Source organism: Nostoc punctiforme PCC 73102 (assembly GCF_000020025.1).
Lineage (GTDB): Bacteria > Cyanobacteriota > Cyanobacteriia > Cyanobacteriales > Nostocaceae > Nostoc > Nostoc punctiforme.
Genome location: NC_010628.1, coordinates 7,374,019 through 7,395,980, shown reverse-complemented (window position 1 = coordinate 7,395,980; position 21,962 = coordinate 7,374,019). Strand labels below are relative to the sequence as shown.

Here is a 21,962-nt window from a genome sequence, read left to right as displayed (position 1 = left end):
GCCAAATAAAAGCAGTCAATAGTTAACAATTAGCCCATCAACTAAAGTCATAGCTTCAAGATGTCTATAATCTGTTATACAGGCATCCAAAAGCTTTGCCTGTGCTAAAATCAGCATACCGGCACGACCGCAGGTGATGGGAAAAATGCCATGTTTGAACGCTTCACAGAAAAAGCCATTAAGGTAATCATGCTGGCCCAAGAAGAGGCCCGCCGTTTAGGTCACAACTTTGTCGGAACCGAGCAGATCCTCCTGGGTCTGATTGGCGAAGGCACTGGAGTGGCTGCCAAGGTGCTGAAATCAATGGGCGTCAATCTCAAAGATGCCCGAATTGAAGTTGAAAAAATTATAGGACGGGGATCGGGCTTTGTTGCCGTGGAAATTCCGTTTACGCCACGGGCAAAGCGAGTTTTAGAACTCTCCTTGGAAGAAGCACGCCAACTGGGGCATAACTACATTGGCACCGAGCATCTGCTGTTGGGCCTAATCCGCGAAGGGGAAGGTGTCGCAGCCAGGGTGCTAGAAAACCTCGGTGTGGATCTATCTAAGGTAAGAACTCAAGTCATCCGTATGTTGGGAGAAACTGCCGAAGTTTCACCAGGCGGCTCATCCGGGCGCACAAAAACCCCAACTCTGGATGAATTTGGCTCAAACCTGACCCAGATGGCGATAGACAATAAGCTCGATCCAGTGGTGGGACGCGCCAAGGAAATTGAGCGGGTGATCCAGATATTGGGTCGCCGAACCAAAAATAACCCAGTGCTGATTGGGGAACCAGGGGTTGGTAAAACTGCGATCGCTGAAGGTTTAGCTTCACGCATTGCCACCAAAGATGTCCCTGACATCCTGGAAGATAAACGCGTCGTCACATTGGATATTGGTTTGCTCGTAGCAGGAACCAAGTACCGGGGTGAATTTGAAGAACGCTTGAAAAAAATCATGGATGAAATCCGCTCTGCGGGTAATGTCATTCTCGTGATTGATGAGGTACACACCTTAATCGGTGCGGGTGCAGCAGAAGGTGCGATTGACGCAGCAAATATCCTCAAGCCAGCTTTGGCTAGGGGTGAGTTGCAGTGCATCGGTGCTACAACCCTAGATGAATACCGGAAGCACATCGAGCGAGATGCAGCTCTAGAGCGGCGTTTCCAACCAGTAATGGTTGGCGAACCTACAGTTGATGAAACAATTGAAATTTTATATGGTTTGCGCGAACGCTACGAGCAACACCACAAACTGAAAATCTCCGACGAAGCATTAGTAGCGGCGGCGAAGTTATCAGATCGTTACATTAGCGATCGCTACCTCCCAGATAAAGCCATCGACTTAGTTGATGAAGCTGGTTCTAGAGTGCGCTTGATTAACTCTCAGCTGCCACCCGCAGCCAAAGAGTTAGACAAAGAACTGCGTCAGATATTAAAAGAAAAAGATGATGCAGTGCGCTCTCAAGACTTTGACAAAGCTGGAGAATTGCGCGATCGCGAAATGGAAATCAAAGCCGAAATCCGAGCGATCGCTCAAAGCAAGACCAATGCAACTGGCACAGAAGGTGAAGAACCTGTAGTTACAGAAGAAGACATTGCCCACATTGTCGCTTCTTGGACTGGGGTACCGGTGAACAAACTCACCGAATCTGAATCTGAAAAGCTGCTGCACATGGAAGACACCTTGCATCAGCGTTTAATCGGTCAGGACGAAGCTGTGAGAGCAGTTTCACGGGCAATTCGTCGCGCTCGTGTCGGTTTGAAAAATCCCAATCGACCCATAGCTAGCTTTGTCTTCTCTGGGCCTACTGGTGTAGGTAAAACCGAGTTGGCGAAGTCCTTAGCTGCTTACTTCTTCGGTTCCGAAGAAGCGATGATCCGCTTAGATATGTCCGAATACATGGAGCGTCACACCGTCAGCAAGCTGATTGGTTCCCCTCCAGGTTATGTTGGTTATAACGAAGGTGGTCAGCTGACCGAAGCCGTGCGGCGGCGACCTTACACTGTGGTGTTGTTCGACGAAATCGAAAAAGCACACCCCGATGTATTCAACATGCTGCTGCAAATTTTGGAAGACGGTCGGTTAACTGATGCCAAAGGTCGCACGGTGGACTTCAAGAACACCTTGCTGATTTTAACTTCCAATATTGGTTCTAAGGTAATTGAAAAAGGCGGTAGCGGTATCGGCTTTGAATTCTCCGAAGATGCCAGCGAGTCCACTTACAACCGGATTCGCTCTTTGGTCAACGAAGAACTCAAACAGTACTTCCGTCCAGAGTTCCTCAACCGACTCGATGAAATTATCGTTTTCCGTCAATTGAGCAAGCCAGAAGTGACCCAAATCGCCGAAATTATGCTCAAGGAAGTATTTGGTCGCCTGACCGAAAAGGGTATCACCTTAGAAGTCACAGACCGCTTCAAGGATCGGTTGATCCAAGAAGGTTACAGTCCCAGCTACGGCGCAAGGCCATTACGTCGGGCAATTATGCGCCTGTTAGAAGATAGCCTAGCAGAAGAAATTCTGTCTGGTCGTATCAAGGATGGCGATACAGCCCTTGTTGATGTGGATGAAAATGGCGTTGTGCAAGTTAGTTCTCAACAGCGTCGGGAATTGTTACCCCAAGGCGTTGAGTAAGATTTAGGGTTTGGGATTTAAATCTCAAATAAAAAATTAGCAAACGGTAGAGTATTTATTGCTCTACCGTTTTTTTTATTGTCAAATAGCAATCATCTAAGTAACATAGAAAGTTTTCATGTTATTACTACTTGCTTTATAAATGAAAGATAAAAAAGCTATTTAATAACTAATATAGTGTTTCCTAGCCTCAAATCTATATCCAGAAAGACTTTGACATCGTTTTACTTAGTGTATTGATATATCTGGGTTTCAGTTATTTTTGAGCATTTGGTGTATTTCCCTTACCTTGCATGAGTTTGAGGCTTGTTTATCCCTCAAAAATGTTTAAGTCCCGGTAGTAACACTTAAAAAACTCAATTCAAAACAATATAAATCAAGTAGTTTTGCTATGTCAGTTTGTAAAAAAAAAGACGCACAATGATTGAAGTTAATGGCGTTTCAACGCTTTAGGTTCGGGTTATCAAGGCGGCTTACAAGCACTTCTCGAACGCTACAAATAGGCAATTATTTATTGCAGAGACATAACTGATATTAGTCAAAAATTTAAGGAGTCTACCAAATCATGGCAGTTACACTTACAAAAGGACAACGTGTATCACTCGACAAAGTTGCACCAGGACTCACTGAGGTATTTATTGGTCTTGGATGGGATGTCAAAGTAATGGACACTGGCTTCGCCTTTGACTTAGATGCATCAGCTTTCATGGTGGGGAGTAACGAAAAACTAATTTCAGATAACCACTTCATTTTCTACAACAATCTTGTCAGCCCAGATCCAAATAAGTCAGTTCAACACACGGGAGATAATCTGACAGGCGCAGGTGATGGCGATGATGAAGTCATCAAAATTAATCTGCAAAAGGTTCCTGCTGATGTTCATCAAATTTTTATTACTGTAACTATTCATGAAGCCGCAGAACGGAAGCAAAATTTTGGTCAAGTTCAAAATGCTTTTGTGCGCGTCGTTAATGCTCAAAGCAACCAAGAAGTAGTCCGGTATGACCTAGTAGTCTGCCAAGCTAACTTTGCTATGTTAAATTTGGATATAAACGCTCCATTTTTCGGCGAGCATCTTTGGTTTGAAAACCCCAATAAACACTAGCTTTTTGCTGATTACGTTTTTTCTCCCAAGCGGCAATCTCAGAAGTTAATGTTTCTGCATTAGGAATACGCCGTTCTAAACATTGGCGAGATAAAACAGATAATTCGATTTCTACCTGATTCAGCCCTTCGGGTTCGCCAGTTGCTTCAAGTCGGGGAACCCGCCCAACGCACTGGCTCACCAAGAAGCGTGTTTAGGAGTATAGTGAAACTCTAACTTTTGAATAATTCGACGTGCTTCTTCTGGTGGAAAAACTTCATATAATGCATTGGGTGTATGAATATTCAAGTTATCAACTACTAAACGAATAACATCGGCATCTCGGTAGGAAACATCTACTAAATTTTTCATTTGTTTAGCAAAATCGGCTTTAGTTCGACGTTCTGTAACTTCGATATGCCGCCATCCAGCCAAGGGTTGAAAACATGCGAATAAATTTACTGTCCCGTTACGTTTATACTCAAAATCATAACGTTCAGGTTGCTCTGGCTGTGGTGGCAAAGGAAGTCTTACTTCTTCTACTAATTGGTATGGACGTTCATCAAAGCAGACTACAGGGCGTTTAGGATCATAAGGCTCATTGTATAAATCCAGCACATCTTCCATTCGGAAAACATATTCTGCGTTAACTTCAGGAATACACCATTGTTCTTTCAACCAAGGCTTAATTTCATTTTTTTTAAAGTTTGACGTACTGTTTCATCTGAGATTGAATCTATGATACCAACGTTCACTAAATGATCTGCTAATAATTGCATTGTCCAACGCACTCTTCCTTCTGGCGGATTAGAACAAGCTGTTGCAATCAAAAATGCTTCTTGCTTTTCATCTAATTTTTTATGTTTTGGTGGATGAACTTCATCCTTTAAAGCAAAATCTAACCCTCCAATGACAAATTTTTCTCGTATTCGTTGCACTGTTGCAACATGCGCTCTAACTATGCTAGCGATCGCTTGATCCGTTTCTCCTTCGGAAGCCATCAAAAGAATGTTTGCACGGCTTATGGTTCTTGCCTTATGCTTACCTTTCTTAATTATCGATTGCAGTTGGGAAACTTCATCTTCATTCAAGTCAACAATGTACTTTTTTGCCATGTTACACCCCGTTTTTGGCTATTTTACCAATTAGAGGTTTTACTTAGCAAAGTTACCTTGGTACACTACTAGTAGAGGATTACTCAATCGAAACTGCATTAATTATGGCTGAACTCTATCGTAAAGACGGAGAGTGGCGTTTAAATGCTGTTGGTTCAGGCTATCAAGGTGGATTAAAAGCTTTATTAGACCGTTTTAGCTAGGAGATTGAGTATGGCAATTAGTTTACAGAAAGGACAGCGGATTTCACTTTCTAAGGAAGCCCCTGGTCTAAGCAAAATGATGTGTGGACTGGGCTGGGATGTGGCTAAACGTTCAGGCGGTGGATTTTTTAGTAATTTTGGTGGCGGTGGTCAAAACTATGATCTAGATGCATCTGTAATCTGTCTGGATGCAAATGGCAAGTTAACGGCTAAAGAGAATATTATCTACTTTGGAAATCTTCAGCATTTGTCTGGAGCCATAACTCACACAGGGGACAATTTAACTGGTGCAGGTGATGGCGATGATGAAGTGATTATAGTTGATTTGCCGCGCATACCTGCCCAGATTGTTAAGTTAGTCTTCGTAGTCAATATTTACGATTGCATTGCCCGTAAGCAGGACTTTAGTCAAATTGAAAATGCTTTTGTGCGCCTGGTTAATGCAGCTAATAACAAAGAACTGGCTCGATATAATCTCTCTGGTAAGGAGTATTTGGGCATGACTGGGATGGTCTTGGCTGAAGTGTATCGACACAATGATGACTGGAAACTAGCAGCTATTGGCAATGGTGTCAATGTCAATGGCTTAGGTGAACTCGCTGGCTCTTACTCCTAAATACTGAGCAAACTTGTAATTATGGCTATTACACTTCAAAAGAGTGGCGATTCCCACAAAATAGACCTGAGTAAAGCAGGTAACTCTAAGCAACTGACAGTTCATATCAACCTGAATTGGAATCAGCAGTCCAATCAAAACGCTGGATTCTTTTCCAAGTTGCTTGGAGGTAATAATGCTCCTGACCTTGACTTAGGCTGTATGTATGAAACTGTAAATGGTGAAAAAGGGGTCATCCAGCCTCTAGGAGGAAATTTTGGAGCCAAAAATTCTTCTCCTTACATCTTTCTTGATAAAGATGATCGTACTGGAGCAGCCTCAGATGGTGAAAATATGTTCATTTACAGACCTGACACAATTAAACGAGTGATGTTTTTTGCCCTAATTTATCAGGGAACACCCGATTTTAAGTCTGTGGATGGTCGGATGCTTTTCAAAATCAGTAATGGCGAAGAAATTTATCTGGAACTTAATAACCCAGATAAAAATCGACCTTTCTGTGCTGCTGCTATGGTAAGCAACATTGGCTCTGAAGTTACGATTTTAAAGGAAGAAAAATACTTTAGTGGACATAAAGAGGCAGACGATTACTATCGTTTTGGCTTTAGCTGGGTAGCTGGCTCTAAGTAAAATGTCGCTCTACGATCGCCTGAATTTAACTAAGACAAATCGTAAGCTGCAAGTCCCAATTTGGGAACGGATTAACCTTGATAGACCTTCAAAACCTCGCTGTCAAGGTTGCCGTTCTCATATCCAAACTAATTGGCGAGTGTGTCCATATTGTGGATGGTTGATTGTTGCAAAAAACAGCGAAGTTCGCCATTGTGTCTGGGTCAATATTTCAAACATGATTATCGGCACTGAAGATAATAGCACCATACTAGAAGTTATGGCAGATGCGCTTGCTAAAGTCTTCAGTGCTTTTAGGAGTGTCAATGTATTTTTGACCTCAGAACCACCTGATGAAAAAGAGTGGAACCAAAACTTTACCCATGTCTATGTGTTTGTTGATCAAGAACCAGTTGACTATCTAGGAATTGCCAGTTTCCGTCATAATAAAGTTACAGACCGTGCTGCTGTTCGTATAGACCAAGTACTTAATGCTTCTTACCGAGCGAGTCTGAATCTGAGTCAATTGTCTAACTTGATTGCTAATACTATCACCCACGAAATCGGTCACACTTTGGGATTAGACCATTCCCAACTACCAACAGATGTGATGCACGATGGACTTGATCATGGAATTCACAGTTTGATGCCTCCCTCATTTCATGCCGAACAGATCATCTTGATGAATAACGCCATTAGGAAACATAAGTCCTTGCCAGTGCATTGATGAAAGTAGATTAATAAACATCTCACTATTTTCACAATGAATAATTGCTATGGTATTCGACTGTATACTGCCATTGCATAATTCTGTATGGCATTACTGAATATCTATCTGGTGTTGATGTTTAATTTAGCTCTGATATAGCTTTTAAGAATTTAATGGATGGAATATGCTTACTAATGAGAAGAGTCAGGGCAACAAGATTCAATTACCATATCAAGGACTAACTTTGGAGGAAGTTAAGCTCAATCGCCAAAAATATGGTGCCAACGTTCTTACTCCTCCAGAACGAGAGCCATTATGGAAATTGTTCTTAGAGAAATTTGAAGATCCAGTAATTCGGATTCTGATGATTGCTGCTGCGATCGCTATTAGTGTCGGAATTTTTGAGGGTGAATATGCTGAAGGTTTAGGGATTGTAGCTGCTATCTTGTTAGCGACAACTCTCGCTTTTTTTAACGAATATAAAGCCAGTCAAGAATTTGACATTCTCAATCAAGTTTATGACGAAGTATTTATCAAAGTCATCCGAGATAGCAGCTTTACCACTGTTAAGCGTAAAGATTTAGTTTTTGGTGATGTTGTATATGTAGAACAAGGTGAAGAAATCCCAACTGATGGACAAATTTTAGAAGAAATATCTTTAGAAATTGACCAGTCAAAAATCACTGGAGAAGCGGAACCAGTTAAAAAGCTTACTCAAGCTGACGCAGAGAATCAAGGTATTGAAGAAGGAACTTACCCAGCTTACAAAATTTATCGCAGTACGATTGTTGAACAAGGACAAGGTTATTTTGAAGTTACTGCCGTTGGTGATAATACAGAAATTGGTAAATTGGCAACAGCAATTGCCAGCATCGAAAACACAGAAGACACACCGCTTAATCATCAACTAGAAAAACTTAGTAAACTCATTGGTGTAGTTGGTCTTGGATTTGCTGGTTTCACTTTCATATCTTTGCTGGTGCGCGGTTTTGTCACTAAAGAATTAAGCCTGAGTTCTCAACAGTGGTATGTTGTCGGACTGTCAATTATTAGTGTGCTAGTAACACTTAGCCGAGTATGGCTACCTGTAATTTATGATGGTCTGGAGCTAGCTGGTAGCAAACTTATAGCACCAAAATGGCTGGAAAATAATAGTCTTCCTAGTTGGCTAAAAACAGTTGGTATAGGATTAGTATTTTTCACTATTGGACTTGCTTTAGGCTATCCTCTAGGACTAATTCCTGGCTCTATAAATAACTGGGTACCTAGTACTGTTGCCAAAGCATTACTGCACTACTTTATGGTAGCTGTGACAATTATTGTGGTAGCTGTGCCAGAAGGTTTAGCAATGAGTGTTACCCTCAGTCTTGCCTACAGTATGAAAAAGATGGCAGCTTCCAATAATTTGGTGCGTCGGATGCACGCTTGTGAAACTATTGGTTCAGCTACAGTAATTTGCTCTGATAAAACTGGCACTCTTACCCAAAATCAAATGCGGGTATATGAAGTCAATTTTCCTAGTTTGAATTCTCAACTGTTGCCAGCACTTAAAGATGTGAAAGGTTTAATAGCGGAGGCGATCGCAGTTAATAGTACTGCTGATTTAGAGAAAAAACCTTTGCAGACTCCTCGTCCTATTGGCAATGCTACAGAAGGAGCTTTACTTTTATGGCTAGATAGCCAGGATACTGATTACATATCTTACCGGGGTAATTTTCAAATAAAATCCCGAATGCCTTTTTGCGGTCAGAAAAAATACATGGGCACAATTGGCATTTCCTCTGTAACTGGGAAGGATGTGCTTTATGTGAAAGGAGCGCCAGAGGTAATTTTGGAACGTTGTTCGCAAATTCTTACACAGCAAGGACTAGAATCACTCAAGAATAAAGCCGCGATCGCATCTGCAATTAAAGAATATCAAAGACGAGGAATGCGGGCACTAGGGTTTGCTTACCATGAAGTCTCACAGCATTCGAGTGAGACGAACTTGGACGAAATTGCTCACGACATGACTTGGCTGGGGTTTGTGGCAATTTTAGACCCCTTGCGTCCAGAAGTACCTGATGCCATCCAAGCCTGCTTAAATGCAGGAATACAAGTCAAAGTTGTAACAGGCGATAACTCGGAGACGGCTAAGGAAATTGCTCGTCAAATTGGACTTTGGCAAGAAGAAGATGACTTTAATAGCGGTTATTTACATTTGACTGGTCAGCAATTTGATCAACTGAGTGACGAAGAAGCAAGTCAGGCAGTGCTGCAATTAAAGGTACTTTCCAGAGCGCGACCACTTGATAAGCTGCGGCTGGTGAAACTATTACAGGAGAATGGTGAGGTAGTAGGTGTCACCGGAGATGGTACAAACGATGCAGCTGCTCTCAAGCAAGCTCAGGTAGGTTTGGCAATGGGAAGTGGTACAGCGATCGCTAAAGAGGCCAGCGACATTATTTTGCTTGACGATTCTTTCCGCAGTATTGTAAATGCAGTTGTTTGGGGGCGATCGCTTTACCAAAATATCCAACGATTTATTCTATTTCAGTTAACAATCAACGTTGTAGCGTTAGGGATTGCTTTAGTAGGGCCATTTATCGGTGTAGCGCTACCTCTAACTGTCACCCAAATGCTCTGGGTAAACTTAATTATGGATACCTTTGCTGCTTTGGCTTTGGCGACGGAACCCCCTCATCGGAGCGTCATGCAGCACTCTCCCCGTAACCCAGAAGCCCTTATTGTCACCAAAGCAATGGCACAGAATATTTTTACTGTTGGGTTAGCATTTTTGCTTTTTCTGGTTGGTTTCTTACGCTATATCCGTCGAGATGGAGAAATCACTCCTTATGAGCTTTCCGTGTTCTTCGGCGTGTTCGTAATGTTACAGTTTTGGAATTTGTTCAATGCTCGATGCTTGGGGTTAAAGCAGTCTGCGTTCAAAGGTTTGTCTAAGAATAAAGGATTTGTAGCGATCGCTATTACCATTTTTGTAGGACAGATATTGATTATTCAGTTTGGTGGTAGCGTTTTTAGAACAGTACCTTTGTCTTTGGTGGACTGGATAAGTGTAATTGTTGTAACATCGACAGTGCTTTGGATTGGTGAACTATGGCGCTTCATAATACAGTTAAAATTGAAAAGTCATCTGCGAGAATCCTATTAACTACTGTAAATTTTGGCAAATCCTTGGTAAACCGATATCAAAAATAGCATCCGTAATTTTAATTCCAAGGCGTTGAGTATAATTTAGAGCTTGGGATTAAATCTCAATAGAAAATTACAAAATGGTAGAGTATTTATTGCTCTACCGTTTTTTGTGTAAAAATATCTGGGGTTGCGATCGTTATATTTTCACCGTAATTCTGGAATTTAGTGTTTTCAGCATCAATTCTGGAAATACAAAAAACTTAACTCTTAATCATGAGTGGAATTAATCGTCAAATTACCCTTGACGTTAGACAAGTTGCCAAGCACATAGCAGATACACCTCAAAGTCAAAGACTTCTCAAACGGGGACTTGCCGCTCATGTATTTAACGATGAACCTACAATGAATATAGTTACTCAAGCCATAATAGCAAATGGGCAATTCACTGGAATGATTCGAGGATATAACCGTTATGGAATGTTTTTTAATGAGCCAATAGGTTATAGAATCAGCCCAGATGGTAGCCGTACTCTACTTTACTATGGGGAGATAAAAATCAATGCAGACGACCAATACCACGTCATCCCCCGCACAAGACCAAGTGAAGAATAATTGGGAATTTACAGAAGTATGGATAGATCCCATGTTATCTCCTCCATATATTCTTTTATTGCTTTGCGACAGTCAAGATAACTGTCAAGTTTATGACCCAGCGCAGGAGTATAAAATTGTATTTTCTGGTAATGACTATAATGCAGCCAAGTTATGGTTACTAGAAGATGAGTATGAACCAATTGAAGGTAGGCTTTTAGCTGCGGAGTTAGTCTGATTTACTAAAGATTTATGAGAAAAATTGAAATGGCATTAGTATTTAATTATAAAAATTGCTTAATTCATCAAATAAAAACAGAAAATTTCTGTTATTTTACCTTTTTCAAAAGAAAAATTTAAACCTCCAGGGCTGGGTTCTTCAACTATGTAATTTAAATTGGTAACTTTACCATCTTGAGATATTTCAGTTTTTCCATAGGTTCTAATCACTTTTGATTGTCTGTCACCTACTTTTATTCCATCTATGGTGGAATATTTAGAACTAGTTGCTTTGATTTGATAAACAGTAAAGTTACCTGGTTTAGCACCTTCATCTAAATCAACTGTGATGCCTGCATATTTAAGAGTACGAACTTTACCAATAGCGGCTACAAAACCATTTTCTACTTTTACAGGTTTACCTAAAACTTTTCTGACTTGTGCCTCAGACATAGAAAGCTTCACTCCACCTATTCCTAGACGTTCAATAGTTATTCCTGTTGATTGATTATTAGTATTCTGAGAAATTTGATAGTTAGTGGTGGTAGCAGTTACTTGATTATAGGTGTAGCTAGTCAAAGGAATAATAAAAGTAGCGATACCTATGGCGGACTGCGCCAACGTCAGCAAAATTACTCTTAACATAATTACATACTCGACTATGACTTTACCGTGTGTATCAGTTTTATCACATACTTGCCGACGTGTCTTCTGAATCAGATTTGAAGTGCCTTTAAAATGGGAGAATATAAAGAATCATTGGGAAGAATCAATCGTCATGAGTGTGATAGTTGCTAAATGGACGATTGACGAATATCAGCGCATGATTGACGCTGGCATTTTGAGCGATCGCAAAGTTGAACTACTCAAAGGAAAAATTGTCGAAATGTCACCGGAAGGAAAACAGGGTGAGATGGAGCGCGATTATCGGTGATTTCTAATATTGTCAAGAACGGACGCGCAACCTTCAATATTATATTTCGACTAACCAATCAATCAGATTTATATATGGACTTTTTATCAATAGCAATGAGAATTATTACTCCAATGCTCAAGCGACTTTGACAAACAAATACACATCATCACGCTGATATTTCAACTGAAATCCTTGATTATTTTTCAGTTGATTGGCCAAGCTAGCAGTAAACTCCTGACTATTTGACCAGCCAGGATGACGGACATTGAGCAATACATAATTGTAAGTATTTAAATCAGCAGGTGGGGAATCGCTAGTTGTAAACGTAATCAATTTTCGGTGGCTTAAATGCGGGGAAATCTCTGCTGTGGTGTAAACGCTTCCTTTAGTTTGAATCTGAGCGATCGCTTGTTTTGTAGCTTGCCAAGTATCTAGAGATTTTAAATATTTACCTCCAAAATGGGGAAATTTTGCCAGGCATAAAAATGCCACCAATGACCACAGGATAATCGCTCGTTTATTTTGTAGCCATCCCCTACCTGCGGCGAGGCTGGAAATTACAGCCAACACCAGGAATGGCAGCGCTGGAACAGAATACTGATGTATCAAGTTTTTTTGAGGTGAGTAATCAGCTAGAATATTTAGCGCCAAACAAGGAATAGCTCCTACTAAAGGTTTTATTCCTTGTGGGGAAAGCGCCCATATCACAGGTGCTAGCAGCAAAACCAAGTATTCTAGGTTATCCAGTGAAAAAACCCTTCCCACGAGCAGTCCTGGCTGCAATACTATATTTTTTGCAATGTCTATAACTGAATTACCTAAATAGCTGTAACGTACCATTGCTATTGCTTCTGCACTGTTGAAAAAAGGAATAATTACCTGAGTAGCAATCAGAAACCAGGCGACACCAGCACAAATAGCGATCGCACCATATAAACGCCGCTTTTCAAACAACAGTAACCAAACTCCCATCCCAGCAACAGTGAGGGGCAATACTTCCTTACATCCTAAGACCGGTAAAATACTTAAACAAAACCACCCTAGCCGATCTAACCGTGCTGCTAAAACCGCCGCCAATAGTAGTGGTATAGCTATCACTTCTGGGTGAAAATCAAATAAATTGGCATTAAACAGCACTGGCTGCAAGAGATACACAAATACGACCGCTATTGCTTGGTTTTCTTTCAGTCCAGCTTGGTGGGCTAGATACCAAGTCGGCAAAGCGCCTAATGCCAAGGCAGCTGCCTGCACAGCAAATAACCAGTAAACACTAGGATAGATTTTATAGAGTACAGCCAAGGGATAGAATATCCAAGCAGCATGATCGCCGAGAATATGAAAACCTATGAAAGAACTAATAGGCGGTTGCCCTTGACTAATTAAATAAACTGCTTGGTCAAAAATTCCTAAATCAAAAGCGTTTGATTGAAACAACTCATGTCGTAAGCTGCTGCACCCAAACAAAATTAAGGCACTCACGCCAATTATCCAACCAAGATAACCAAGCTGATTCAGTTTTTTTCTCATGCCATCAAAAAAGTATTCATCGTAAGTATTTTAGATACATAATTAGCAATATTATTCACTACCCTAATCAGCCTTAAATGTATCGCCCAAATATTGTAAAGCTATTCACAAAAAGAACTATAATTTTCGCACCCAAAAAATGGTTATTTAGCTTACTGGTAATATCTCTAGTTCTCTGGTTGATATTTTTGGGAAATTCCCCTTTACGAGACTGGGATGAAGGGACTTACGCTCTAGTCGCCAGAGAAATTTACCGGACTGGTAACTGGCTTTATCCCACCCTTCAGGGAGAACCATTTTTATTAAAACCGCCTTTGATGCAATGGTTAATTGCTTTGTGCTACCAACTAGGAGGAGTGCAAGAGTTTACCACACGCTTACCTGGTGCGGTTTTAACTGCCTTAGGTGTGCCTTTGCTTTATTTAGTGGGGCGTTTGGCTTTTAAGCAAAATTTACCTGCTCTATTTGCTGCTTTAGTTTACTTGACAATGTTGCCTGTGGTGCGTCATGGAAGACTGGCGATGTTAGATGGGATGACTATTTCTTTTTTCTTGCTGTTGTTATTTTGTCTTTTGAAGGCACGTCAGAACCGAAAATATGCTCTAGGCGTGGGATTTTGTCTGGGGTTAATTATTCTTACTAAGGGAACGATAGTTTTACTATTGGGGGCGATCGCCTGTTTATTTTTGCTTGCAGATCGGCAATTAGCTTTGTTGAAAAGTCCCTATTTATGGGTAGGAATTTTATTAGGAAATGCTCCTGCGATCGCTTGGTATATTGCTCAATGGCAACATTATGGTAATACTTTTTTAGAGGTGCATTTTCAAGCACAAGCTTTTGACCGCCTTACACAAACTGTTGAAGGTAATAGTGGGCCTGTTTGGTACTATTTATTAGAATTACTCAAATATGGTTTTCCCTGGCTGTTATTTTTACCTGGAGGGCTTTATCTAGCTTGGAAAAAACGTTATGAAACTTGGGGTTCTCTAGTTCTTTTGACCACAATTATTTACTTGGGAACTATTTCTTTTATGAGAACTAAGCTTCCGTGGTATGTCATGCCTGTATATCCATTTTTAGCCTTGGCGATTGGTGCTAATTTGAGTGAAGTTTGGCAGAATGGGCATTTCCGAGTGCGAAGCTGGACAATATTTCTAGCTATTATTTCTATTGCTGGTTTAGGAGGTTGTGTTTACTTTTTTATTAAGAAAGAGCCTATTTTGATAGTCATGAGCATTGTTTTGGTAATAAGTATGGGCATCGCAGCATGGCTAGTTAAACAGCGCGATCGCAACTTTATTCCAGTGTTATTTACAGGGATGTATTTAGTGTTAACCCTGTTGGTAAGTTCGCAATCTTGGATTTGGGAATTAAAGGAAGCTTTTCCAGTTAAACCAGTAGCAGCATTAATTCGGGCAAATGTTTCACCAGGAACACAAATTTATACTTCTTTTGCTTATGGCCGTCCCAGTTTAGATTTTTATAGCGATTGCAAGGTAACTGCTACAACTGTGCCACTTCTACAAAAAATGCTATCGAATAAATCTTATTTGCTATTAGATAATGAGGCTTTACAGCAAATGAATTTAACTAGTAGTAAAATTATAGGAGCAACTAACGGATTTACACTAATTACCAAAAATTAACAAAATAGAATTCATGAGCCAGAATTCAGAATTAAGCCTAAGCTACCCAAAGATCACGGGCAAATCGAATAGAAAATGTGAACATTAGTATTCCAAAAAAGTACATAATTGGGTATCCCCAGCGAGGATAATTGGCAAGTAATAACCCGAATGCTATTGACAGCGATACAATACCGTAAGCGTAGCGTTCAGCCGAGGCTGTAATCCCGGTGTTTAAAATCAAAGCAAAGGAAGAAAACCCATAGACAACAGTAACAAGGGGAATTTTAGCGCGTGATAACCATAGTAAATAGATACCGCCGAAAACTAGTGCAATTTTAAATAATTCATCTCCTGTCAATGACCACAACAATAGCCATAAAAAATATAATCCATAGCGGAATTTACTCATCCCCAGATATACACGAAAGCGCCATAATAAATAGCCACTACCAATAATTATTAAAAATAATAACGGATATAAAGGGTCTTTAATATAACCAGATTTCCAATTAGTGAAACCTACCGTAATTTGCATCAACATCTTCCACCAACCTTCCCAAGCAAAGCCTGTTGCATCACCACGCCACGCTTTTTGTGCATGGATGAAAGCCAAAGCGTCGCCAAATTTAATTTGACAATAAAGACTATAAAGAGATATACCCAAACCAACAGTTAAACTGGCAATATAAGCTTTTATACCTCTACGTTCTTTCCAAGAAACAAACAGAAAAGCGGGGATAAGAGCAACTCCAGGTAGTCGGGTTGCTGTAGATAATGCTCCCCAGAATCCTACCCAAATATATTGCTTTTTATCAAAAGCTCGTAAGGCAGATGTGGTACACAACAAAAACAGACCTTCGGTGTAAATTACAGTTCCATAAAGGGAATAGGGACACCATGCTAAAGTAGCTGTTGCCCATCGTGCTGTGCTTGTGTCGTAAAGCTCCTGTACCCAAAAATAAAGTATGATTAAGGCAGCTAAAAAAGCTGAATTATTAACTAATAAACCTGCCACTTTAAAAGGCAATCCAGTCAACATAATTATCCAACTTAACAATGGAAATAAAGGAAAAAATGCAACTGTGTGAATTTCCTTTACTTCACTAGAAAAATCATAACCAGAAGTCACAATTTTCTCATACCAAACACTATCCCAAGCATGAAAAACATCCCAACTGAATGTGGCAGTAACGCCAGTTGATGAACTTGGAAATAATGGGGCAATCAGTAACATAGCGATTGCTATTAAAAGCCTACTAGAAAGCCACATTGCTATGACAAAAAATAAGCCATTCGCCAAAATTTTTTTCCTTATATTCATCTTTGCAGATAGATAAATGAACTTTTATTTACTAGCCGTCATGGTACTATGATGCTTCATTTGTGACTTGAACAATGGATTGGCTAGATTGCGCTAGATAGATACCCACTAAAACTACGGCAAAAGTCGCCCAATCAAACAAACCTACCTGTTCTGAAAAAATGAACCAAGCAAAAATAGAAGCCAGGACTGGTTCGAGGAGAAGTGTGACGGCGACGACGCTTGAGGAGATTCTGCTGAGGCTATAAGCTAAAAGTCCCTGACCCAATACTTGGCAGAAGAGGGCTTGGAAAATGATGAAAAACCAACCCGTCCAGGAATAGGGTAACAGCCGATCTTCCAGGAATGGGAGTACGGGTAGTAGAAACATTGTTGTGACTCCACAGCGCCACAGCATGATAGTTGCCGTGCTAAAACGGGTTCGGAGTCGTTCTATCAGCAGCATACACGTAGCCATGAAAATCGCAGTTAGCAATGCTAAGGTATCACCCAGTATTTGATCAGTTGCAAATTGCACCTTATTGAGTTCAAATGCGATCGCTCCCGCCAAGGCTATGACCAGTCCAATTACGAATCTGTTATCGAAGCGCCGACCGAATAACACATATCCAGCCAAAGCAACAAATAAGGAGTTTAAATTAGAGAGTAAAGCAACATTAGCAACACTAGTTTGACTGAGCGACCAAGCCCACAAAAGCAGGTAGGTTCCAGCAGAGGTTCCCATTGCCAACAATAGCCACACTTCTTGGCTCGTAAAAGGCTCATTTTCTATAGGTTCATTCTCAGATTGTTGGCTACGGAAAGCCTCAAGTAAATTCCACAGTGCAAATACAATTGTGGCGATCCAACTGCGATGAAATACTACAGCATTTGCACCAATTTCTTGTTGACATAATTTAGTCAGAGATGGTGCTAAAGATATGGGAATTAGGGCAAATAATAATGAAGCAGTTCCTAATAAAGCTGGTGTTTCGGAGAACTGTTGCTTTAGTAATGACAGTTTGCTCGTCATACTTTTAACGAAAGTGTTAACTATATTTGTGACTAATTTGTGGATCGGTAAATTAACAACACCTTGGCTAGATACGGCTAAGTATAAACCCATTAAAACTACAGCGAAACCTACCCAATTTGAGAAAGTCAATTTTTCCGAAAATATGATCAGAGCGAAAATGCCGCTAAATACTGGCTCTAAAAGATGCACCAATGAAACAACCACAGAGGAAAATTTGGCCAGGCAATAGGTCAAAAGCCCATGACCTAAAACTTGGCAGATTAACGCTAGGGAAATGACCCAAAGCCACCCACTGGTTGTAGAAGGAAAAAGCTGATCTTGAGTAAACAAAAGTATGGGTAAGATAATTAGGGCACTAATCGCACTGATCCACAACTGGATTGTGGCCGGAGAAAATTTAGTTCGTAATTTTTCTACGATTAGCAGGTATCCACTCAAGAAAATTGCAGAAACGATCGCAGCAAAGCCCCCTTGAACTTCGTCTGTGGCGATTTGCAACTCCTCAAATTCTATAGCGATCGCTCCCCCAAGGGCGATGACCATCCCAATCAGGAATTGGCTCTCAAAACTCTTACGATATAACAGCCACACCCCTAAGCTAGTAAATATGGGGGCGAGATTATGTAAAACACTAGAAATCGCAACGCTAGTTTCAGTCAGAGACCAAGCCAACAAGACTAAAGTGCCAGCCCAAAAGATCCCAGCACTTCCCAATAGCCAGAGATCCTGGCTGGTGTACAATTGCTGTTCTTCAGGTTTGTCTAAGGAAAGTCGCTGACGTATTGCCTTGTATCCATGCCAGAGCAAAAAGAACACACTAGCAAGCCACAAACGATTAAATACAGTGGCATTGGGGCTGAGTTGAGTTTCGCTCAGTTTCACGAAAATAGAGCCAAAAGATATGGCACCTACACCAACAAATAATGCAGCTAGGGCTATCTTCCTTTGATTGGATACATTCATTAGGGAATTTAAATTCAACTTCTCACCAATAAAGAATCAAACCTCTAACCAACCCAACGTTCTTGGGCAAATCCTACAGCTATTTTGGCTAGTAGTGTCATAAAAGCGCCCAAGATTAAATATCCCTGACGAGGATGGCGAGATAGCAGTACACCAATGGCTATATTCAAAGGCACAATACCATAAGCAAGACGGCTCAAGGAGATAGTACCTCCCGAAGCTAGCAGCAAACCAATACCGCAAAAGCCATAAATAACTGTAACTGTGGTCAGTTGCGTGCGTAAGCACCACAACATATAGCCACCACCCAAGACCATGAACAAGTTGAGCAAGTTATTGATCCACTCTTCGCTTGCTAGGAGCAACAGAGATAAGACTAAAGCATAAAAGCCATAAAATAATTTCAAAGAACTAAGACGTTGACGGAAACGCCATAAAAGATAGCCACTGGTAACAATCACGGCAACTAACAAGAGATACCACGGGTCTTCAACGCCACCAGATGGTTTTTGAATCCAACCATATTGCCAATTTTTTGTGCCAACTGCAATTTGCATGAGCATATTTAACCAACCCTGCCAATCAAATCCTAGAGTTGGTCGCCATCCTCTTTGTGCTTCGATAAAAGCTAAAGGGTTGCCAAAATAAATCGCACAATAGAAACTGAATAAAAGTATGCCAATGGCGGTAACAAAACCAGCAATATAGGCAATGGGTGGTCGCCGTTCTTTCCACGCTGCGATCGCTAATGCTGGAATTAGTGCCATACCTGTAGGACGTGTTGCTGTCGCCATCGCCCCCCAAAACCCAGTCCAGCCATACTGCTTTTGATCAAATGCCCGCACAGCCGAAGTACTCAAAAACAAATACAGCCCCTCTGTGTAAACCACCCCCGTAAACATGGATGATGGATATAAAGAAACTACAGCAGTAGTCCAGTGCGCCGCATTGATGCCATAATGCTCCTTAACCCAAAAATACAAACAGTAAAGCGCTGCGAAAAATGCCAGATTGTTGACTAACGTCCCTGCTAATTCAAACGGCAAGCCCAGCTTCATCAAAACCCAGATGCTTAAGGGAAACAGGGGAAAGAAGGCAAGATTATGTTGCTTACCGTCATTCGCAAATTCATATCCAGAAGTAGCGATCGCTCGATAATGCATACTATCCCAGGCATCAAAAACCCCCCAGCCAAAATGAGGCAAAAATTCTTCTGCTGGTAACGGTAGTTTTGGCGCAACCAGCAACATAGCAGTCCAGATGAATATTCGACTGGCAAGCCATATTGCTGCTGGAAACAGGAAATCATTTTTCCATAAAACTTTTTTTATAACTATTTGAACTTTGACCATAGGGTTGAGTGCTTCAACAAACTCCTTTCTGCATCCTTTTACCTATGGCTGTAACACAGCAATTTATGAGTAACATTTTGCATATTAAATCCTCCACCAACATAATTAACAAACTGGACAAATTAGCAATTAATTGAAATTATTTCCTATTTGGTTACTTTTGCCAATTCTCTCAGAGTTTATCTTTAAAAATATAGTATTTATAAGTACATTTTTTGTCTAGTTATATAAAAGTTGAGCAAATTTAGTACTTTATGGCTAGCAGTCTATCGAGTTAAAATCAACCGATTGGGGTTGGCGCAGCCAGGAAAGCATGGATAAATTTCCCTTTGTATCCCCGATCTCCTCCTCCCCGCGTCTCTACTTGTCTGCGTCAGTGTATCGATTATAGTCATTGCTGTTATTAAAGAGTCCCCAGCAATTTATAGTGGGAGTTGTCTGTAAATCCTTAAGCAATTGTGAAAGCGATTACTCTTGTTGGTTCCACTGGTTCTATCGGTACTCAGACTTTAGATATTGTCACTCAGTACCCAGATCAGTTTCGGATTGTGGGATTGGCAGCTGGGAACAATGTAGAGATGTTGGCTGCTCAAATTCGGCAGTTTCGACCGAAAATAGCAGCAATTTGCTCAGAAGATAAATTACCAGCGCTCAAAGAAGCTATCATTGACCTCGATCCCCAACCGATTCTACTAGCAGGCGAGGCTGGAGTGATAGAAGTAGCTCGCTATGGCGATGCTCAAACTGTTGTCACTGGGATCGTTGGTTGTGCTGGTTTGCTACCCACGATCGCAGCTATTGAAGCTGGTAAAGATATTGCCTTAGCGAACAAAGAAACTCTGATTGCTGGGGCTCCTGTGGTTCTACCCCTAGTTGAAAAACACGGTGTAAAATTACTCCCAGCAGATTCCGAACATTCGGCAATCTTTCAATGTCTCCAAGGTGTGCCAAAATCTGGCTTGCGGAAAATCTTGCTCACTGCATCTGGTGGGGCTTTCCGCGACTGGGATGTAGAAAGGTTAGCAGATGTAACCGTTGCTGACGCTCTCAAGCATCCTAATTGGTCGATGGGGCGGAAAATCACAGTAGACTCTGCTACTTTGATGAATAAAGGACTGGAAGTAATTGAGGCTCACTTCCTGTTTGGGTTGGATTATGACAATATCGAAATTGTCATTCATCCCCAGAGCATTATTCACTCGCTGATTGAACTGCAAGATACTTCCGTTTTAGCCCAACTCGGTTGGCCGGATATGCGCTTACCTTTACTGTATGCTTTATCCTGGCCCGATCGCATATATACCGATTGGGAACGACTAGATTTAGTCAAAGCTGGAAATTTAACCTTCCGGGAACCAGATCACCAAAAGTATCCTTGTATGCAGTTGGCTTATGCTGTGGGTAAAGCTGGTGGTTCGATGCCAGCTGTGTTAAACGCTGCAAATGAGCAAGCTGTAGCTTTATTTTTAGATGAAAAAATTCGCTTTTTAGATATTCCCCGGTGTATCGAATGGGTGTGCGATCGCCATCAAAATGATAACCGTGCAAATCCCTCTTTAGATGACATTTTGGCAGCAGATAAATGGGCAAGACAAGAAGTTTTAACAGCGACTGAAAAATTAGAAACTCCCTCGCGGATAATTTCTCTGCGATAAAAACCTTCACTCAGATACCCAAAAGGCATATTTTCTGGCTTTTGACCAATTCTTATTTAGCCTTCGGCATTAGCCTGAAGGCTAACAGCTAAATTGATTTTTGGAAATCCTTTGCAATGTGTTACCAAACTGTTTATTTGATAAATTTATTGATTAACTAGAGACATTTGGCTTTGGCTTTTCTAATAAGAAAATAATTCCTAAAACCGGGAAAAGTAAAGCGATTAATTGCATTACTTTAAAGCCTCTTGCATCTATTTCCAATGAGCCTAATGAAGATGGCTGGATGATTGAATGAATATTACCAAAAATATACCAACTATAGATTCCAAGTGTAATCCATTTTGCCCACATCTTTTCTTGAAATATTCCAACTATTGCAGCAACCACCACGACAGAAGCGATCGCTAGAAAAAATGTTGTAGCAAAATATGTCTCACCACCAGCAGTATGACTTCGAGTTATAATCCAATTTATGATTGCACCAGTTGCACAAGCTAGGGCAACCAACAATAAATATACTAGGCTGTACCACTTTCCAAGTTTGGTATATATTTTTGCGGTCATACTTTCTACTTTGAGCCTTTTGATTTTTAGAAATCAAACAGGATATATCCTTCTAAAAATATAATTATATTATTATAATTATTGATACAAATTTGATTTGCCAGTAAAAAATATTGCA

At 40.7% G+C, this 21,962-nt stretch carries 16 protein-coding genes and 3 pseudogenes; 12 read left to right on the top strand and 7 right to left on the bottom strand.

The genetic code is table 11. The annotated features are described in order from the left end of the window. Window positions 1-150 precede the first annotated feature (150 nt). Window positions 151-2,619 carry an ATP-dependent Clp protease ATP-binding subunit gene (locus tag NPUN_RS30300; protein ID WP_012412218.1) on the top strand — a complete coding sequence of 823 codons (2,469 nt, stop codon included), beginning with the start codon at window positions 151-153 and terminating at the stop codon, window positions 2,617-2,619. Between the two features lie 565 nt (window positions 2,620-3,184). Continuing rightward, window positions 3,185-3,724: a TerD family protein gene (locus NPUN_RS30295; RefSeq protein ID WP_052304665.1), complete on the top strand. Its 540-nt coding sequence runs from the start codon at window positions 3,185-3,187 to the stop codon at window positions 3,722-3,724. Here the strand turns inward: NPUN_RS30295 and NPUN_RS40200 are convergent. Next, a pseudogene (locus NPUN_RS40200) lies at window positions 3,651-4,818 on the bottom strand (IS630 family transposase). The gene NPUN_RS30295 and the pseudogene NPUN_RS40200 overlap by 74 nt on opposite strands. 83 nt (window positions 4,819-4,901) lie before the next feature. Here NPUN_RS40200 and NPUN_RS40195 point away from each other — a divergent pair. From NPUN_RS40195 to NPUN_RS30255, 7 genes and pseudogenes are all read left to right on the top strand, one after another. Beyond that, window positions 4,902-5,021: pseudogene (locus NPUN_RS40195) on the top strand (TerD family protein); the annotation flags it as partial. Window positions 5,022-5,031: 10 nt separating this feature from the next. Then, window positions 5,032-5,637: a TerD family protein gene (locus NPUN_RS30280; protein ID WP_012412217.1), complete on the top strand. Its 606-nt coding sequence runs from the start codon at window positions 5,032-5,034 to the stop codon at window positions 5,635-5,637. 21 nt (window positions 5,638-5,658) lie between these two features. Beyond that, entirely contained in the window at window positions 5,659-6,267 is a 609-nt protein-coding gene (locus NPUN_RS30275) for a tellurium resistance protein TerA (RefSeq protein ID WP_012412216.1), read from the top strand. A gap of 1 nt (window position 6,268) precedes the next feature. Continuing rightward, complete coding sequence (locus NPUN_RS30270) at window positions 6,269-6,973, top strand: zinc ribbon domain-containing protein (protein ID WP_012412215.1); 705 nt, start codon at window positions 6,269-6,271, stop codon at window positions 6,971-6,973. Window positions 6,974-7,139: 166 nt separating this feature from the next. Next, window positions 7,140-10,106 (top strand): calcium-translocating P-type ATPase, PMCA-type, encoded by a 2,967-nt coding sequence (locus NPUN_RS30265; RefSeq protein ID WP_012412214.1) that lies wholly within the window; start codon window positions 7,140-7,142, stop codon window positions 10,104-10,106. A 257-nt stretch (window positions 10,107-10,363) separates the two neighbouring features. After that, a complete protein-coding gene (locus NPUN_RS30260) occupies window positions 10,364-10,702 on the top strand; it encodes a DUF6972 family protein (protein WP_012412213.1) in 339 nt (112 codons plus the stop codon). Further along, entirely contained in the window at window positions 10,650-10,919 is a 270-nt protein-coding gene (locus NPUN_RS30255) for a hypothetical protein (protein WP_012412212.1), read from the top strand. Before NPUN_RS30260 ends, NPUN_RS30255 begins: the two co-directional genes overlap by 53 nt. Window positions 10,920-10,978: 59 nt before the next feature. Here the strand turns inward: NPUN_RS30255 and NPUN_RS30250 are convergent, their stop codons facing one another. Beyond that, complete coding sequence (locus NPUN_RS30250; RefSeq protein ID WP_012412211.1) at window positions 10,979-11,545, bottom strand: hypothetical protein; 567 nt, start codon at window positions 11,543-11,545, stop codon at window positions 10,979-10,981. A 133-nt stretch (window positions 11,546-11,678) separates the two neighbouring features. Between NPUN_RS30250 and NPUN_RS41115 the strand changes: the two are divergent. Next, window positions 11,679-11,804 (top strand): annotated as a pseudogene (locus NPUN_RS41115) (Uma2 family endonuclease); the annotation flags it as partial. A gap of 147 nt (window positions 11,805-11,951) precedes the next feature. Here the strand turns inward: NPUN_RS41115 and NPUN_RS30245 are convergent. Further along, complete coding sequence (locus NPUN_RS30245; protein ID WP_012412209.1) at window positions 11,952-13,343, bottom strand: DUF2079 domain-containing protein; 1,392 nt, start codon at window positions 13,341-13,343, stop codon at window positions 11,952-11,954. A gap of 77 nt (window positions 13,344-13,420) precedes the next feature. Between NPUN_RS30245 and NPUN_RS30240 the strand changes: the two genes are divergently transcribed. Continuing rightward, window positions 13,421-14,989 (top strand): ArnT family glycosyltransferase, encoded by a 1,569-nt coding sequence (locus NPUN_RS30240; RefSeq protein ID WP_012412208.1) that lies wholly within the window; start codon window positions 13,421-13,423, stop codon window positions 14,987-14,989. Window positions 14,990-15,026: 37 nt separating this feature from the next. On the opposite strand, the gene NPUN_RS30235 is transcribed toward NPUN_RS30240, so the two are convergent. Genes NPUN_RS30235 through NPUN_RS30220 form a run of 3 tightly spaced genes read right to left on the bottom strand, consistent with a single transcriptional unit; the run spans window position 15,027 to window position 19,622 of the window. Then, window positions 15,027-16,292 (bottom strand): membrane protein, encoded by a 1,266-nt coding sequence (locus tag NPUN_RS30235; RefSeq protein WP_012412207.1) that lies wholly within the window; start codon window positions 16,290-16,292, stop codon window positions 15,027-15,029. Window positions 16,293-16,338: 46 nt separating this feature from the next. Continuing rightward, a complete protein-coding gene (locus NPUN_RS42835; protein ID WP_012412206.1) occupies window positions 16,339-18,270 on the bottom strand; it encodes a DMT family transporter in 1,932 nt (643 codons plus the stop codon). Window positions 18,271-18,314: 44 nt separating this feature from the next. Beyond that, the gene (locus tag NPUN_RS30220; RefSeq protein WP_012412205.1) at window positions 18,315-19,622 is read right to left on the bottom strand and encodes a mannosyltransferase family protein; all 1,308 of its coding nucleotides are present in this window, start codon (window positions 19,620-19,622) and stop codon (window positions 18,315-18,317) included. 458 nt (window positions 19,623-20,080) lie between these two features. On the opposite strand from NPUN_RS30220, the gene dxr reads away from it, so the two are divergent. Beyond that, window positions 20,081-21,277: a 1-deoxy-D-xylulose-5-phosphate reductoisomerase gene (gene dxr, locus NPUN_RS30215; RefSeq protein WP_012412204.1), complete on the top strand. Its 1,197-nt coding sequence runs from the start codon at window positions 20,081-20,083 to the stop codon at window positions 21,275-21,277. 153 nt (window positions 21,278-21,430) lie between these two features. On the opposite strand, the gene NPUN_RS30210 is transcribed toward dxr, so the two are convergent. Then, on the bottom strand, window positions 21,431-21,844 hold the full coding sequence (locus NPUN_RS30210) for a hypothetical protein (protein WP_012412203.1): 414 nt from the start codon (window positions 21,842-21,844) through the stop codon (window positions 21,431-21,433). Window positions 21,845-21,962 lie beyond the last annotated feature (118 nt).